Source organism: Arthrobacter rhamnosi, from assembly GCF_054510855.1.
The window spans coordinates 162,655-178,102 of record NZ_JBTNDT010000006.1 but is presented as its reverse complement, the minus strand read 5'-3'; the positions used below and the strand labels follow the sequence as shown (position 1 = coordinate 178,102).

Below are 15,448 nucleotides of genomic sequence, written 5' to 3'. Positions count from 1 at the left end.
CCCACCCTGGTCCGGGGCGCGCCCGCGGAACCGGTCCTGTCGTGACGGTGTACGACGAACTGGCGGCGTGGGCGAAGTCCATGGACCGCCCCGACGCCGCCCTGGTGCGCCCGACCGGCTGGCAGTTCGCACGGCTCGATCCCGCACGGGCCCGGCGTGCGGCGGTCCTTATCCTGGTCGGTCCGCGCGACGTCGAACCCTCCGCGCGAGATCCTGAGCATCCCGGTCCCGACGACGTCCCCGGTCGCGACCTGGACATCCTGTTCGTGATGCGCGCCGGCTCGCTGTCCAACCACCCCGGCCAGGTCGCCTTCCCCGGCGGCACCATCGACCCGGGTGACGCGGATGAGGGCGCGGCGGCCTTGCGCGAAGCCCGGGAGGAGACAGGCGTGGATCCGGACGGCATCGAGATCCTGGGCCTGCTGCCGGAGGTGGGGCTTCCCGTCAGCAATTTCATGGTCACGCCGGTGCTCGGATGGTGGGCCGAGCAGTCGCCGATCCATGCCGTCGATACGGCGGAGTCAGAGCTGGTCTTCCGGGCTCCCGTGAGCACCCTCCTCGATCCGGAGCACCGCAGGACCGCCGTGGTCCGGCGCGACGGATTCGTCAGCAGGACCCCCGCATTCCTGGTGCCGGAAGCCGTGATCTGGGGCTTCACGGCGATGCTGCTGGACGCGATGTTCGATGGGCTCGGCTGGACGCGCGCCTGGGACCGGTCCCGGGAGATCCCCGCGCCCCTGTAAGCCGGCCGGGACCCTGAAAGCCGGCCGCCGGGATCCGGATGCGACCGGGGGAGTACCGGTCCCTGATGGAACCCGGAAGGGCAGCCAGGCCGGTGACCGTGTCGACCCGGCCCTTCGCCCTGAGGGCCGCCTCGGCGGCGGGTACGACGGGCGAGGCACCGAAGCGGGAACTCCGCAGCACCGCCAGGGCCTGATCCGCCCCGCTACCCCTGACCGCCCCGGGTCCGAGCACGGCGCGCCGCACCTGGTAGGACAGGACGTTCCGCGCCAGAACGGCAGGACTCGACAGAGCGACGGAGACAGCCGTCGAATCGAGTCCGCGGAGCCCGGCCGCTCCGAGGGGCCGGAGGATGCGCACGGCCGGCGCGAGGCGGGACGGGCGACCCGTTGCGGTTCCCGCGCTCGGCGCCGATCCGAGCGCCTGTCGGGCGGACCGGAGAAGGGCCGGCGCCCGTGCGCCCTGCAGCCCCGTGACCAGCCTCGCCGCTCCGGGTAGCCGCGCGGCAACGACCGGCACGGTGCGCGCGAGCGCGCTCAGCCGTGCGAGGACCTGATGTACCCGGGCCACCATCTGCGCGGTGCGGGCCGCACCGACCAGGGCGGTGATCGCGGCCGAACCACCGAGCGTGGCGAAGCTCAGCGCGGTTCCGACGGCCGCCAGCGCCGCACACTCCAGGGTGAACGACCGGGTCTCGTTGATCAGCTCCTGATGCGCCTGCTCGACGGCGGCGGCGAGCGACGCGCACCCGGTGGCGATGTCCCTCGACGCCTCGGCAACACGACGGCCGCAGCTCTGGAGCACCGCACTCCTCGTCCGGAGGAGCACGAGATCCTCGGCCAGCAGGCCATCGAGGAGCATGTGCGACTGGGAGGCGGGACCGTCGAGGGTCGCGTCGACGTCATTGGCGAGTACGGCCCAGGACATCCCCGCCGAACGGAGGAGTTCCGGATCACCGGAGGGCCACGCCACGCCGGCTATCCCGGCGACGATGTCCCAGCACGGAGGGGGCCAGCCGGGATTGACATCACAGGCGGACGGCGGGCACGGAGCGGCTCCTTCCCCGACCGCCGCCGGAAGCGACGGGCGAATCAGCGCGGACATGCCGCCGGAAGCGACGTGCTCCGCGAGGATGTAGTTTCCCGCCGAGATGGCCAGTGCCTGCGACGTGTCCGATGACGCGAGCGCGAGCTCGTGGCACGCGGCCAGGACCTCGCGGGCCGCCGGGTCGTAGGAGGCGGCCCAGCCGGCGCCCAGAGCGTCCCACCCGGCCATGCCGGCGGTCCGCACCAGTGCCGCACTCGCCGCACCCGCGGCGTCGGCGAGTCCACGGGCGGCGACCGAGGCCAGCGTTGCTGCTTCCGCGTACCGGTCGGTATCGATCCTCAGGACGTTCACGCACTCCGCCTTCCCGCACTCGTGCTGCCACCGTACGGGGAGACCGGTCCGTGCTCGAAGTGTCCTCGGACGATGTGGACAACGGTCCGGAGTCCGAACTACTTCGCGTCCGCGTAAGAGGAGACCGCGACGGTGTTGATGGAGAACTCGATGGGGATGTCGCCATAGATCAGCCGCGTCGCCGCCCGGGCGGCGAGGTCGAGGATGGTGCCCGCCTCGTCCGCCTGCTGCGCGGGGACATGCAGCACCACTTCATCGTGCAGGAAGAAGATGATGCGGCTTCGCGGTTCCGGGATGCTGCTTGCGGCCAGCCGCCGTCGGATCTCGGCGAGCCAGCACAGCGCCCATTCCGCAGCCGAGGCCTGGACCACGAAGTTCCGCGTGAAGCGGCCGCGAGCCCGGGCCGCTCCGTCCGCCCGGCGCTGCTCCTCCGCCGTCGTCGTCCTCTGCCTCGCTCGCCATTCCTCCGACGCGGGCGGGCAGCCGCGGCCGAGGTAGCTGGAAACGCCGCCCCCTGCCTCACCGGCCCGGGCGGCCGATTCCACGACGGCGATGGCCCGCGGGTAGGCGCGCGTCAGCTGTGGCATCAGCCTGCCCGATTCGCCGCTCGTCGCGCCGTACATCGCGCCGAGCATGGCGAGTTTCGCCTGAGCGCGGTCGCCGCCGAACCCCTGGTCCGCGATCCCCTGGTAGAGGTCCTGTCCGCGGGCCGCGGCTGCGAGCGCCGCGTCCTGCCCGAGGGCTGCCAGGACCCTCGGCTCGAGCTGCGCCGCGTCGGCGACGAGGAAGACATGGCCCTCGTCGGGCCGGACGGCGTCGCGCACCTGCCGTGGGATCTGCAGTGCACCTCCGCCGCGCGACGCCCAGCGTCCCGACACGACACCGCCCACCACGTACTCGGGCCGGAACCTGCCGTCCCGGACCCAGGCGTCGAGCCAGTTCCAGCCGTTCGCGGTCAGCAGGCGCGAGAGCTTCTTGTAGGCGAGGAGCGGTTCGATGGCCGGATGCTCCTGCCGCTCGAGTTCCCAGGAGCGCGTCGTCCGGACCTCGATACCGGCGCGGTGCAGGGCGCGCAGAACCTCCTGCTGTGAATCGGGATTGAGCGAGGGGTTACCCAGGGCGGTGCGCAGCTCCTGGGCGAGCCGCTCCAACTCAGCCGGTCTCGAGCCCTCCGGCGGGCGCGGTCCGAGGGTCCGTTCCAGCAGGTCCTCATGGACGTCCCGGCGCCAGGGAAGCCCCCAGTGCTCCATCTCGGCGGCGATGAGCGAGCCCGCGGATTCCGCGGCGACGAGGAGATTCAGGCGCCCAGGCCCCGCACCCGATACCGCGGCGAGCTGCTCCCTGAACTGCCCGGCGACGTCGCCCACCGGGGGGCCCACCGGTTCCTGCGGTTCGTCGAACAGCGAGTGCTGGTTCGGCGCCGCAGGGGGCGGCAGCAGGTGACGGGCAGGCTCCGTGCCATCGTCCGTTCCGGCGCTGGCCCTCAGGGATTCGATGTACGGAGAGGGGCGGCACGACGGCGAGTGCGCGAGGATGTTTCCCGTCAGCGACAGGTCCCAGCACCTGTCCACGGACACGCCTGCGGACAGGAGGTCGGGGTACCAGAGGCGCGTGCTGCTCCAGACCCAGCGCGGCCGCCGGGTCTCCGCCTCTGCGACGGCGGCCGCGAACGCGTCGTGATCGACGACGTCGGGCTCCCCGAGCTGCCGGCCCTCGGAGTCCAGCTGCTGGAGCGCCATTCCTGCGCTGCCACCGCGACTCGACGGCACGGAGGCCACGGCAATGTACATGAGCACATTGTCGGCGGTGGGGGTGTCATTCCTCGAATCGGGAGGGTTGTCCACATGGCGGCCGTGCCCGCTCCGGAGGGAACTCCCGCCGAGGACGCTTGACCGATGACGCAGGCGATGTGGGCCCTGAACGCCCGGCGGGGGCCGGTGGTCCTTGCGGGCGGCTCGCAGCTGGTCAAGGACCAGGTGGCGAGGGCCTGTGCTGCCGCAGGCGTCGCGCCGATGCTCGTGCCCGTCCTCGCCGAAGCCCTTTCCCTCGATCCACTGGTGCTTCTCGTCGGCTGCGAGCAGGTCACTGAAGGGCTGCACGGCCGGCGTGAGGTCATCGTGGTCGGGGGAGCCGGGGATGAAGCGAGGGCATGGGGGAGCGCCGCCGGCCTGCCGTCGTCCCGCGTCGTCATCCTGCCCCAGGGTGCAGGCTGGCTCGCGGAACACCTCGGACGATTGCTGAACCCGGCCGCCACCGGGCCCGTGGTCGGTGTCCTCGGGGCCGCCGGCGGATGTGGGGTCAGTACGTTCGCTTTCTGGTGTGCACGCCATGCCGCCGCCGGGGGAGGGTCCGCATTGCTGGTGGATGGGAATCCCCTGGGTGGGGGCCTGGACCTCGCCCTCGGCCTCGAGGACCGCCCCGGCGTGCGATGGCATGACCTCGGGGAGATCCGAGGCACACTGAGTGCCGAGCAGCTCGCGGCGGCGCTGCCGACGGACGGTACCTTCTCCCTGCTGTCACACGCCGCGCCGACCGGCGCCGTCCAGATTCTGTCAGGGGACGGCATGGGGTCCGCCGGAGTCGTCCTCGAAGCTGCGCGGGGTGCCTTCGACACCAGTTTCATCGATCTGGGCAGCAGTGGTGCCGCCGTTCCGTCGCTGGTGGCTGCGTGCGATCGGCTGGTCCTCCTCGTCCCGGCCCGGCCTCGCAGCGTCGCCGCAGCTGCCGCCGTCCTGCAGGCCCTCGGGTCGGCACCCGTGACGGTGGTGCTGCGCGGTCCGGTCCTCGACCGCCTGGATGCGTGGTTCGTCGCCGAATCCGTCGGACGAGCCGGCCCCCTCCCGTACCTTCCCTTCGTGCGGGGAGTGGCGCAGGCGGAAGCAGACGGCAGGATGCTCGATTTCCGCCTGCCGAAGAAGGCGCGGAAGCTCGTTCAGTCCGTGGTCGACGGTGTCGTCGCAGGTGCCGTCGCAGGTGCCGTCGCAGGTGCCGTCGCGGGTGCCGTCGCGGGTGCCGTCGGGGGTGCCGTCGGGGGCGCCGTCGGGGGCGCCGTGGCGGGTAGGGAGCGGACGGCATGAGGGGCGGCGACATGCCGGGCGGCCCCACCCGGCGCCAACTGCGTGCCACCCTCGGCAGTGTCCCTGCCTACCAGGATCCTCCGGGGTGGCCGGCCGGCGACAGGGCAGGGGGCAAGGATCCCGGAGGGGCACCCGGGGCATCGGCGTCCTCCGGGGCATCGGGGGCCTTCATGGTCGAGTCGGTGCGGAGGGCTGTTCTTGCCGGAGATGTGCCGGCGACCGGAGCGGCCTTCGCCGACGCCGTGGGATCGAGCGGGAAGCTGCTCGGGTCGGAGGGGACCCTGTCCGCGCTCGATCACGTCCGTGCCGAGCTCAAGGGACTGGGGCCGCTCGAGCATCTCCTGGCGGAGGAAACCATCACGGACATCCTCGTCAACGGGCCCGATGACGTGTGGGTCGACGGCGCGACCGGCCTGCGGCGAATCGGCTGCATGTTCGACACCGACCAGGAGGTGCGCGCGCTCGCCGTCCGCCTCGTGGCCGCCGGCGGCAGGCGCCTCGACGACGGGTGTCCCGCCGTGGACGTGCGTCTGGGAGGGCTGCGGATCCACGCCGTCCTCCCGCCGATCTCGACGGCGGGGACACTCCTGTCGATCCGGATCCGGAGGCCCCGGGTGTTCACCCTCCCGGAGCTCGTCGCCAGCGGGACAGTCGCCCCCGCTATGGCAGAGGCCTTGACGCTGATGATGCGGCACCGCCTGAATTTCCTCGTCAGCGGTGCGACAGGAACCGGGAAGACCACACTCCTCTCCACCCTCCTCGGCCTGGCCGGGCACCAGGAGCGCGTGGTGCTGGTCGAGGATGCGGCAGAGCTCAACCCGTCCCACCCGCACACGGTCGGACTCCAGTCCCGTCACGGCAACCTCGAGGGGGCGGGCGTGCTCGATCTCACCGAACTCGTGCGGCAGGCGCTGAGGATGAGGCCGGATCGGTTGGTGGTCGGGGAATGCCGCGGTGCGGAGGTTCGCGAGTTGCTGTCGGCGATGAACACAGGGCACGACGGCGGTGGGGGAACGGTGCATGCGAGTTCGGCGAACGCCGTCCCGGCCCGTCTGAGCGCGCTCGCCGCTCTTGCTGGTCTGGCCCCGGAAGCCCTCGCACTGCAGGCGGCCAGCGGTCTGGACGTAGTGGTGCATGTCGTACGCGATACCCGGGGCCGACGCGTCGAAAGCATCGGACTCGTGGAGCTGAGCCAGGGCAAGGACCTCGCGGTGACGCCCGCCCTGGTCGATACCGGTACGGGTTGCCGCCGGGCGGCGGGATGGAGCGGCTTCGCCGTCAGGGTGGGCTGGACCGGGCCCGACCCGTGACCGGGACGACCGTCGCATGCCTGCTGGCGTGTGCTTCCATCGTGCTCGCACTCCCCAGGGCGGTACCGCGGGGCAGGAGGCCGCAGTCAGGTACGGTCCTCGCCGGGGCGTCCGGTGTCCGGGGCGCCGGCGTCCGGGCAGGGCGCGGGCCGACGGGCGCCAGGACGGCCGACCTGCACGAATTGCCGCTGTTCGTCCACCAGCTGGCCGGGCTCCTCAGGGCGGGGCGGCCACCCCACGTCCTGTGGGCGGACCTCGAGCTCGTCTATGCAGATCGGCACAGCGCTTTCGGCGATGCAGCCCTACCGGTGATCGCGACGGCACGCCGGGCGGCCGGCCTGGGCCTCAGCGTCCCGGATGCCCTCCGTCAGGCTGCGGGAGGCTCCAGCGCCACACACCGCAGGGGCTCGAGCAGCGCCCACGTCGACCGCCTGTGGATCGACCTCGCGGGCTGTCTGGAGGTTGCAGAGCGCAGCGGGGCGCCGCTGGCGGGGATCCTCGAGCACTACGCGGCCCAGCTCGACGCCCAGCTCGACGGGCTCTCCGCCCGCGACACTGCGCTGGCAGGACCCCGTGCAACGGTCGTCCTCCTCGCCTGGCTACCGGTCGTCGGCCTGGTCCTCGGCTTCGCCCTCGGCATCAACCCGTTCGAGGTACTCGCCGGCTCGGCCCTGGGACGGCTCGCCCTCATGACGGGCGCAGTCCTGATGGTGGCATCACGCGAATGGTCCCGGCGCCTGGTGCAGCGCGCAGGAGGTGCGCCATGATGGCCGGGCCACTGGTCTCCCTGTTGCTGGCCGCTGCGGCTCTCACGCTGATGGTCGGATCGGGACGGGTCAGGACCAGGATCCCGCCACCCGCACGTCCGGGAGGACGACGGGGGATCAGGGACGCCCCGCTCATCCTCGACCTGCTGGCCGCCGTGTTGTCCTCGGGTGCCTCGGTCGAGAAGGCCCTGTTCCTCGTGGCGGAGACCTGCGAGCCCCGGATCCGCTCGTCCCTGGTGCGCGTTTACGCCGCCCGGGTCCTCGGCGCTTCATGGGACGCCGCATGGGATGCCGCATGGGATGCCGCGGGGGACATCGCAGGGGAATCCGCCGGCAGAGCCGTGAGGCACGACGGGTGGACCGGTAGGAGCCGTCCCGCTGCCCGGAAGCAGCGGGCTCCCCGGCTCCGCCGGGGACGTGGAGTGACGGTTCAGGGTGGGGTCGTCGACGACGTCCGGCAGGGCCTTCGCTTCGCCACGTCCACGGGTGCGCCGTCCGCGGCGCTCCTGCATGCCCACGCGGCTCAGCTGAGACGGCGGCACAACCGGGAGGTGGACAGGAAAGCCGCGGCACTGGGAGTGCAACTCGTCCTGCCCCTCGGCCTGTGTTCGCTACCTGCCTTCATCTGCCTCGGAGTCGTGCCCGTCGTCCTGGGGCTCCTGCCCCTCTAGTTCCGCCAGCAGTTATCCACTTAGCCCTCCGGGGAATCCACCGGGCACGTCCCCCTCGGGAGAGTTGTTCCTGCGGCGACTGCCGCTCCCAGCACGGGGACCAACGCCCCCGCCGACAGAAGGAGTTCCCATGTCATCGGAAACACACGCAAGGATGCCGGGTGGTTCCTCGTTCCAGGTGCCCGCGGAAGCCCGACATGACGGATCGTTCTGCCCGATCAGCGAGTCCCCGGTCGATGGGGTCAGCCCCGAGCCGGTCCTCGGACAGGACGGCAAGGGGTGTTTCCCCCGCCCGGAGCCCGTGGGCGACCGGGCCGCCCGTCGGGCTGATGCCCGGCGGCGGCGGTCGAACGCACGGATCATCCGGCACCGCCAGGATGACGTGCCCGGTGGGGAGGCAGGCATGGCGACCGCCGAGTACGCCATCGCCACGCTCGCCGCAGTCGCCTTCGCGGCATTGCTCGTCGCGGTGCTGTCCAGTGGCGAGGTCAAGGGCCTCCTGATGTCCCTGATCACGTCTGCGCTGAACTTCGGCTGATGGGTGCGGACCGGGGCAGGCCGCGGCGGGGACGGACGGGATGGGAACCGCACCGCCGCCGCGTTCCTGCCGGCGGTCTCGGCGGGACGCCTTCCGCCTGGGACCGTGGCAGGGGACGCGCACGCCCTGGCCAGCGCGGGTCGGTCACCGCCGAGGTCGCCGTCGTCCTTCCCGTCCTGGTCGTCCTGCTCGCGCTCCTGCTCGGTACCGCGCACATCGGCACGGTCCAGCTGCAGCTGGAGGAAGCAGCACGGGCAGGAGCACGCGAGGCCATGCGGGGTGAGAGCAGTGCGTCCGTGGAACAGACGGTCCGGCGGCTTGCAGGAAGCAACGCGACCACTTCCGTGGCGTTCGGCTCCGGCTGGACCACCGTGGAGGTGAGGGCGCGGGTCGATGGGCCTGTCGTCGAATTGATGGGAATCGAGCTGATTGCGACCGCCTCGGGGAAGGAGGAGGACCGTGGGTAGGTGCATGACCGTGGGCAGCGCGGGGTCGCCCATCGACTCCGAGGGCGGGGCCGGGACGCTGCTGATGGCAGGCCTCGCCATGCTGGCACTGCTGCTGATCGCCTCCGCGGCCCTGCTGCTGCAGGCCGCATCGGGCGCGTCGAAAGCGGCGACAGCAGCAGATCTCGCCGCACTGGCCGCAGCGGACGCTGCCCGGGGACTCACGGTCGGCGACCCGTGCTCCACGGCCGGATCAGTTGCGGAACACCATGGCGCAGTTGTGCAGGCCTGCACCATCGGCGAGACGGGTCCGGGAACCGCCCTGGTCCGCGTCTCCGTCGGCATTGCGGGCCAGCTTCCCGATGCGGTGGGTGCGGCGCGGGCCGGGCCGCCGCCATGATGTCGACGGCAGCGCGGCCTGGACGTCCTCCATGACGCCGTCTCCTGGTCCTGGCGGTCTAGGCTTTCCGGCCCAATGCGATGGCGGATCCGGAGGCCACTTCGGACGCCACTCCGGACGTGACGACCGTGGATCCGGCCGCCGCTCCGGACGCCGCCGCTCCGGACGCCGGTGCACCGCGGGAGCCGGAACCCGTCCCGGAGGCGGAGTCCGTCCCCGGTGCCGGCTCGGCTCCGGTCGCCGCGCCGGCGGCCTGCTTGAGGATCAGGGAGAGGACCGCGACGGCACCGCCCTTGCTGAGCGGATTGTTGCGGTTGCCGCACTTCGGGGACTGGACGCAGGAGGGGCAGCCGGACTCGCACTCGCAGGCTTCGATCGCGTCCCGGGTCGCGGACAGCCAGGTCCGTGCCGCCTCGAAACCGCGCTCGGCGAAGCCTGCACCGCCCGGGTGGCCGTCGTACACGAAGATGGTCGGCAGCCCCGTGTCGGCGTGCAGGGCCGTGGACACCCCACCGATGTCCCACCGGTCGCTCGACGCCACCAGGGGCAGCAGCCCGATCGCGGCATGCTCCGCCGCATGGAGTGCTCCGGGAAGCTCCTCCGCGAGGATGCCTTCCGCCGCGAGGAGTTCCGCGCTGATCTCGAACCACACGCTCTTCGTGAAGAGGTCCCGTGCCCCGAGTTCGAGCGGCTCCTCGCCCAGGACCTCGTTGGAGGAGAAAGCCTTGCGCTGGAAGGACACCACCTGGGTGGTGACCTTCACATCGCCGAAGTTGGCGAGGACACCGCCCCAGAGTCGGCTGACGTCGCGCCCGATGACCTCGATCTGCGTGACGTCCCGCGCCTGCGTGTAGTAGTCGGGATGGGCGCGCGAGACGACAGCACAGTGGTCCTGCTCGTTGAGCTCCTGCACCACGTAGGTCCGCCCCTGATGGACGTAAACCGCGCCCGGATGCGCCTGGTAGTGGCTCTGGGGCGAGTCCATCGTCCCGAGCAGCGCCCCGGAATCAGCCTCCACGATGTTGATCGGCCCGCCGCCGTCGGCGCGCAGGTTGACCATCGCGGCGGCGCTCTGCGGGTGCGTCCAGAACCATCCCGCGGGGCGCCGCCGCAGGAAGCCCTGGTCGCACAGGGTGCCGAGCAGATCCTCCGCGGTCGCACCGAACAGGCCGAGGTCCTCCTCGGTGAGGGGCAGCTCGGCCGCGGCGGCGCACAGGTGCGGACCGAGGACATAGGGATTGGAGGGATCGAACACGGTCGCCTCGACGGCGAGGTCGAAGACCGCCTCGGGGTGGTGCACCAGGTAGGTGTCCAGCGGGTCGTCGCTGGCGACGAAGGCCGCGAGGGCGTCCTGTCCTGACCGTCCGGCGCGGCCGATCTGCTGCATGAGGGAAGCCCTCGTCCCGGGCCAGCCGGCCACCAGGACGGCATCGAGGCCGGAGATGTCGATGCCGAGTTCCAGCGCGGACGTGCTGGCGACACCCAGCAGTTCCCCGCTCCGCAGCGCAGCTTCGAGCGCCCTGCGTTCCTCCGGCAGGTATCCGGACCGGTAGGCCGCGATGCGGTGCGGGAGGCTCGGGTGCACATCCTCGAGCATCCTCCGGGAGGTCTGGGCAATGCTCTCCGCACCGCGACGCGACTTGATGAACGCGATGGTCCTCACCCGGGAGGACACGAGGTTCGCGAGCAGGTCGGACGTCTCGGCAATGACGGTCCGCCGGGTGGGAGCGCCGTTCTCGCCCTTCATGCCCGTGAGCTGGGGCTCCCAGAACGCGACCGTCGTCGAACCGTGCGGCGAGCTGTCCTCGGCGACGGCGGACACCGGGGCGCCGATCAGTCGCCCGAAGGACGCGGCGGGCTCCGCCGACGTCGCCGAGGCCCCGATGAACACAGGGTTCGCGCCATAGCTCGCGCAGATCCGCCGCAACCGTCGGAGGAGGTTGGCGACGTGGGAGCCGAACACCCCCCGGTAGCTGTGGGCTTCGTCGATGATCACGTACTTGAGGCGCCGGAAGAAGCGGGCCCACCAGGTGTGGTTGGGCAGGATGCCGTAGTGCAGCATGTCCGGGTTCGCGAGGACCAGGTTCGCGTGGTCGCGGATCCAGCGGCGCGCGCCGGACTCCGTGTCGCCGTCGTACGTCTCGGCCCGAACCGTGGGCAGTTTCAGTGCGTTGATGGCGGACAACTGGTCCGCGGCCAGGGCCTTGGTGGGCGCGAGGTAGAGGGCCACGGACCCGTTAGGTGCGAGGGTCGCGCGATTTCCGAGTTCGCTGCGGTGGATCTCGTCGAGGACCGGAAGCTGGTAGCAGAGGGACTTCCCCGAGGCGGTGCCCGTCGCGATGATCGTGTGCGCTCCGTCGTGGGCGGACCTGGCCCCCTCCACCTGGTGCCGCCACGGTTCGACCACTCCGCGGGTCCTGAACGCCTCGATGACGTCCTGGTGCGCCCATTCGGGCCAGGGTGCGTGCTCGGCCTCCCGGGCCGGGATCTCGCGGACGTGCAGCAGTTGCTCAGGGTCGGGTCCACCTCCGAGCAACGGGATCAGGGAGTTCTGCGCAGCCACGCCGCAATTGTCCCATCGCGCATCCCGCATGCACGGCGGAAACGGTCCTTATCCTCTGATGACGAACACGTCGGCGAGATTCTGCCACCCGAGGAATGCGTAGAGGGCGCGGCCGTCCGCCGAGGCCATGAGCAGCCCGGTGGTGATGTCGTCCTCCAGGACCGCGGCGGTCAGGGCACGCATGACGTAGCTGCCGAGGCCCCGCCGCCGGTAGCCCTCCTCCGTGACGATGCGATCGTAGACCGCGTACTCGCCCACCACGGCGACCGACCCCCGGGCCGCGAGCTCCCCGCCGGCATGGACCGTCACGCTGCGGCAGGCGCCCTCACGGGAGCGCTTGAGGGTGAAGTCCTCACCGGGCGCCCGCGGGTCCTCGACGTCCTGGCCCCGCATGTCGAGACTCATCAGGGACTGCTGGCGGTCCGTGACCTGCACGTGGAGCGGCTGGGCCGCGTCGATGAGCTCCTGCATCCGGCGGGTGACGACCGTCAGCACCCGTCCCGGATCCTGCCGGGTCTCGGATGCCAGCTCGAGGAACCGTTCGGTGGTGGGTTCGAAGAGGAAGTGCTCCGTCCGGTTCTGCTGGTCGGTCAGCAGGACGGAGGTACTGCGCCCGTCCCTATGCGGTTCGTATCCGCGGCACGCGGACCATCCGTCGATCCAGGTCTGAAGGAGCTCGTCATCTGCGTGTGCGCCCATGTGCTGAACCATAGTTCGCGGGGACCGCGAATCACAGGGACTGCAGCCGCGGAGGCGGCCGTGTGACGCCGCGAAGTAGGCTTTAAGCCGTGTCGATGAACCGTATTGCCCTTTATTACGCCTTTTCACCCCTGCCGGATCCTGAGGCAATCCGCCTGTGGCAGCGCGCACTCTGCGAGAAGTGGGGGCTGCGCGGGAGGATCCTCATCTCCAGGGACGGCATCAACGGAACGGTGGGCGGCGAGATCTCGGCCGTGAAGCAGTACGTGAAGACGACGCGTGAGTACCCGGCGTTCCGTGGCATGGAGATCAAGTGGTCCGACGGCGGCGCGGACGACTTCCCGAGGCTGAGCGTGAAGGTGCGGGACGAGATCGTCTCCTTCGGTGCCCCGGGTGAGCTGAAGGTCGACGGGAACGGGGTCGTGGGCGGCGGCACGCACCTCGCGCCCGAGGAGCTGCATGCGCTGGTCGACGCCAAGCGGGCGGAGGGGGAGGAGGTCGTCTTCTTCGACGGCCGGAACGCCCTCGAGGCGCAGATCGGCCGCTTCAAGGGGGCGGTGGTCCCCGACGTGCGCACCACGCACGACTTCGTCCGCGAACTGGACTCCGGCAAGTACGACGACCTGAAGGACAAGCCTGTCGTGACCTACTGCACGGGCGGCATCCGCTGCGAGGTGCTCTCCAGCCTCATGGTCAACCGCGGCTTCCAGGAGGTCTACCAGCTCGACGGCGGCATCGTGCGCTACGGCGAGAAGTACCGCGACGGCGGACTCTGGGAGGGCTCGCTCTACGTCTTCGACAAGCGCATGCACCTCGAATTCAGCGACGACGCCGTGACGATCGGCAAGTGCGTGCGCTGCCAGACACCCACGAACAAGTTCGAGAACTGCTCCAACCCGTCCTGCCGCAACCTGACCCTGTACTGCGCCGGGTGCGCTGCGGACCCCGCCACCCTGCGCTGCCCGCAGGGGTGCGAGTCCGACGAGGCCGAGGCCACGGCAGCAGGCGCTGCCTGATGCCGGTCACCGGAAGTGCCGGCCGGCAGGAGTTCGACGACGACGTCGCGTCCGCGCCGTCGAGCACGGACCTGACATCGCTCGAGGCGCTCGCCGGGGACCTGGCTGCCCTCGACTACACCGTCGACGGCGTCGAAGCCCTTCTCGGCGCTCCCGCGTACTCCGCACTCGGCCGGGGCCAGCTGGTGCCGGCGCTCCTGGAATGCCGGCGCCTCCTCCGTGGAGGCGGGACCGCGCAGGTCATCCCGGTGCTGCTGTGGCTCCTCGGGGAGACTGTTCCGGAAGAGGGGCTCCGGGCCGCTTTCCCCGGCGTCAGCGTCCCCGGCCTCGAACGCCTGAGGCTCATCGAGAGGGCCGGGCCTGACGGCGTCGCCGCGGAAGGCGCCACGGGAGCCGGCGGAGATACCGCTGACGGTGCCGCCGGCAGCGATGCGGGAGCGGCCCCCACGCGCTGGCGTGCAGCTGTCGAGCTGCGTCCCTACGGCTCGGACGTCGGAGGCAACCTGTGGGTGGCGAGCGACCTCGGTGCGGAACAGCGCCCAGGAGCCCTGCGCCACGACCACGTCCTGGGCATCGGAGGGGCGTCGCTGACCCTGGCTCAGACCGTCATGAGGACGCCGGTGGACCGGGCCCTGGACCTGGGAACAGGGTGCGGCATCCAGGTCTTCCACCTCCTGGCGCACGCCCGCCACGTGACGGCGACCGACATCTCCGACCGCGCCCTCGCGTTCGCCCGGTTCAACCTCCTGCTCAACGCACCGGCACTGGACATCGACGCCCAGCGGCTCGGGGACCGGGTTCTCCTCCGCCGGGGCAGCCTGCTCGCGCCGGTCGAGGGGGAGCACTTCGACCTGGTGGTCTCCAATCCGCCCTTCGTGATCACGCCGCGCACGGGGGAGGAAGGCTATACCTACCGTGACGGGGGACTGGCAGGGGATGCCATCGTCGAGACTCTGGTCCGGGACCTGCCCGGGATCCTCGCACCGGGCGGTGCCGCGCAACTGCTCGGCAACTGGGAGATCACCGAGGGTGCGGCGTGGGATCGCCGCATCCGGAGCTTCGTCCCTCCCGGCGTGGACGCCTGGATCATCCAGCGTGAGCAGCTGACGCCGGTGCAGTACGCCGAGACGTGGCTGCGCGACGCCGCCGAGAATCGTGACCGCGGCTCCTACCTGGACGGCTTCGCCGCCTACCTGGCCGACTTCGCCTCCCGGAACGTCGAGGCGATCGGCTTCGGGTCGGTGTGGCTCCGCAGGCCGGGCACACCCAGCAACCTCGTCCGCGTGACGCTCGAGGAGATCACCCACGACATCGAGCAGCCCGTGGGCCCGCACCTGGCCGCCGCCGTCAGCCGCAGCGACTGGTTGGCCGCCCACACCGAGCAGGCCGCCTCGGGCATCGGCATCGCCGACGAGTTCCTGCTCGTCGCCGACGACGTCACCGAGGAACGCCACCAGCGGCCCGGTGCCGAGCACCCCGGAGTCATCCTTCTGCGGCAGGGAGCCGGCCTCCGGCGCACCACGCTCCTGAGCACCGAGCTCGCCGGATTCGTCTCCGCGTGCGACGGCGACCTCACGGCGGGGCAGATCGCGGGCGCCCTCGCCATGCTGCTGGAGAGGCCCGATGCGGCCTTCACCGCGGCACTGCTGGTCGACGTCGAGCAGCTCATCCGGGAAGGCTTCCTGATTCCTGCGCCCTGAAACCAGCGGTTACCCTTGTGCAGGTACGCATGACGCATACTGTCAGGTGAGGCCCAGCAGCGGGATCCGGACCGGATATCCGCGTTCCTGCTGCGGCATCGCACCCGCTTATATAGGAGAGA

At 71.2% G+C, this 15,448-nt stretch carries 14 protein-coding genes; 10 read left to right on the top strand and 4 right to left on the bottom strand.

What is annotated here, in order from left to right:
- The first annotated feature begins 41 nt into the window (after positions 1-41).
- Positions 42-743 (top strand): NUDIX hydrolase, encoded by a 702-nt coding sequence (locus ACX80I_RS13320; protein ID WP_459345596.1) that lies wholly within the window; start codon positions 42-44, stop codon positions 741-743.
- Here ACX80I_RS13320 and ACX80I_RS13315 read toward each other — a convergent pair.
- Together ACX80I_RS13315 and ACX80I_RS13310 are read right to left on the bottom strand one after the other, a co-directional pair.
- Complete coding sequence (locus ACX80I_RS13315; protein ID WP_459345595.1) at positions 655-2,139, bottom strand: hypothetical protein; 1,485 nt, start codon at positions 2,137-2,139, stop codon at positions 655-657. The genes ACX80I_RS13320 and ACX80I_RS13315 overlap by 89 nt on opposite strands.
- A 98-nt stretch (positions 2,140-2,237) precedes the next feature.
- A complete protein-coding gene (locus ACX80I_RS13310) occupies positions 2,238-3,929 on the bottom strand; it encodes a bifunctional 3'-5' exonuclease/DNA polymerase (RefSeq protein ID WP_459345594.1) in 1,692 nt (563 codons plus the stop codon).
- Between the two features lie 105 nt (positions 3,930-4,034).
- Between ACX80I_RS13310 and ssd the strand changes: the two genes are divergently transcribed.
- The 7 genes from ssd (at position 4,035) to ACX80I_RS13275 (ending at position 9,348) form a co-directional block, all read left to right on the top strand.
- Positions 4,035-5,216: a septum site-determining protein Ssd gene (gene ssd / locus ACX80I_RS13305; protein ID WP_459345593.1), complete on the top strand. Its 1,182-nt coding sequence runs from the start codon at positions 4,035-4,037 to the stop codon at positions 5,214-5,216.
- A complete protein-coding gene (locus ACX80I_RS13300; RefSeq protein ID WP_459345592.1) occupies positions 5,213-6,526 on the top strand; it encodes a TadA family conjugal transfer-associated ATPase in 1,314 nt (437 codons plus the stop codon). Before ssd ends, ACX80I_RS13300 begins: the two co-directional genes overlap by 4 nt.
- The gene (locus ACX80I_RS13295) at positions 6,523-7,293 is read left to right on the top strand and encodes a type II secretion system F family protein (RefSeq protein ID WP_459345591.1); all 771 of its coding nucleotides are present in this window, start codon (positions 6,523-6,525) and stop codon (positions 7,291-7,293) included. Before ACX80I_RS13300 ends, ACX80I_RS13295 begins: the two co-directional genes overlap by 4 nt.
- Positions 7,290-7,964 carry a hypothetical protein gene (locus tag ACX80I_RS13290; protein ID WP_459345590.1) on the top strand — a complete coding sequence of 225 codons (675 nt, stop codon included), beginning with the start codon at positions 7,290-7,292 and terminating at the stop codon, positions 7,962-7,964. Before ACX80I_RS13295 ends, ACX80I_RS13290 begins: the two co-directional genes overlap by 4 nt.
- Before the next feature lie 130 nt (positions 7,965-8,094).
- Positions 8,095-8,502, top strand: coding sequence for a DUF4244 domain-containing protein (locus ACX80I_RS13285; protein ID WP_459345589.1), 408 nt, complete (start codon positions 8,095-8,097; stop codon positions 8,500-8,502).
- Complete coding sequence (locus ACX80I_RS13280) at positions 8,502-8,969, top strand: TadE family type IV pilus minor pilin (RefSeq protein WP_459345588.1); 468 nt, start codon at positions 8,502-8,504, stop codon at positions 8,967-8,969. Before ACX80I_RS13285 ends, ACX80I_RS13280 begins: the two co-directional genes overlap by 1 nt.
- A gap of 4 nt (positions 8,970-8,973) precedes the next feature.
- Entirely contained in the window at positions 8,974-9,348 is a 375-nt protein-coding gene (locus ACX80I_RS13275) for an Rv3654c family TadE-like protein (protein WP_459345587.1), read from the top strand.
- A gap of 58 nt (positions 9,349-9,406) precedes the next feature.
- On the opposite strand, the gene sftH is transcribed toward ACX80I_RS13275, so the two are convergent.
- Both sftH and ACX80I_RS13265 read right to left on the bottom strand, forming a co-directional pair.
- A complete protein-coding gene (gene sftH, locus ACX80I_RS13270) occupies positions 9,407-11,911 on the bottom strand; it encodes a DNA 3'-5' helicase SftH (protein WP_459345586.1) in 2,505 nt (834 codons plus the stop codon).
- 48 nt (positions 11,912-11,959) lie between these two features.
- Complete coding sequence (locus ACX80I_RS13265; protein ID WP_459345585.1) at positions 11,960-12,610, bottom strand: GNAT family N-acetyltransferase; 651 nt, start codon at positions 12,608-12,610, stop codon at positions 11,960-11,962.
- A gap of 89 nt (positions 12,611-12,699) precedes the next feature.
- Here ACX80I_RS13265 and trhO point away from each other — a divergent pair, with 89 nt between their 5' ends.
- Both trhO and ACX80I_RS13255 read left to right on the top strand, forming a co-directional pair.
- The gene (gene trhO / locus ACX80I_RS13260; protein ID WP_459345584.1) at positions 12,700-13,626 is read left to right on the top strand and encodes an oxygen-dependent tRNA uridine(34) hydroxylase TrhO; all 927 of its coding nucleotides are present in this window, start codon (positions 12,700-12,702) and stop codon (positions 13,624-13,626) included.
- Positions 13,626-15,326, top strand: a complete 1,701-nt coding sequence (locus tag ACX80I_RS13255) for a DUF7059 domain-containing protein (RefSeq protein WP_459345583.1) — start codon at positions 13,626-13,628, stop codon at positions 15,324-15,326. The genes trhO and ACX80I_RS13255 overlap by 1 nt, the downstream gene beginning before the upstream one ends.
- The last annotated feature ends 122 nt before the right edge of the window (positions 15,327-15,448 follow it).

Coding starts and splice junctions, on each gene's coding strand:
- ACX80I_RS13310 (WP_459345594.1), bottom strand. CDS start 3,929: ATGTACATTGCCGTGGCCTCCGTGCCGTCGAGTCGCGGTGGCAGCGCA.
- ACX80I_RS13285 (WP_459345589.1), top strand. CDS start 8,095: ATGTCATCGGAAACACACGCAAGGATGCCGGGTGGTTCCTCGTTCCAG.
- ACX80I_RS13280 (WP_459345588.1), top strand. CDS start 8,502: ATGGGTGCGGACCGGGGCAGGCCGCGGCGGGGACGGACGGGATGGGAA.
- ACX80I_RS13255 (WP_459345583.1), top strand. CDS start 13,626: ATGCCGGTCACCGGAAGTGCCGGCCGGCAGGAGTTCGACGACGACGTC.
- ACX80I_RS13275 (WP_459345587.1), top strand. CDS start 8,974: ATGACCGTGGGCAGCGCGGGGTCGCCCATCGACTCCGAGGGCGGGGCC.
- ACX80I_RS13300 (WP_459345592.1), top strand. CDS start 5,213: ATGAGGGGCGGCGACATGCCGGGCGGCCCCACCCGGCGCCAACTGCGT.
- ACX80I_RS13265 (WP_459345585.1), bottom strand. CDS start 12,610: ATGGGCGCACACGCAGATGACGAGCTCCTTCAGACCTGGATCGACGGA.
- ACX80I_RS13290 (WP_459345590.1), top strand. CDS start 7,290: ATGATGGCCGGGCCACTGGTCTCCCTGTTGCTGGCCGCTGCGGCTCTC.
- ssd (WP_459345593.1), top strand. CDS start 4,035: ATGACGCAGGCGATGTGGGCCCTGAACGCCCGGCGGGGGCCGGTGGTC.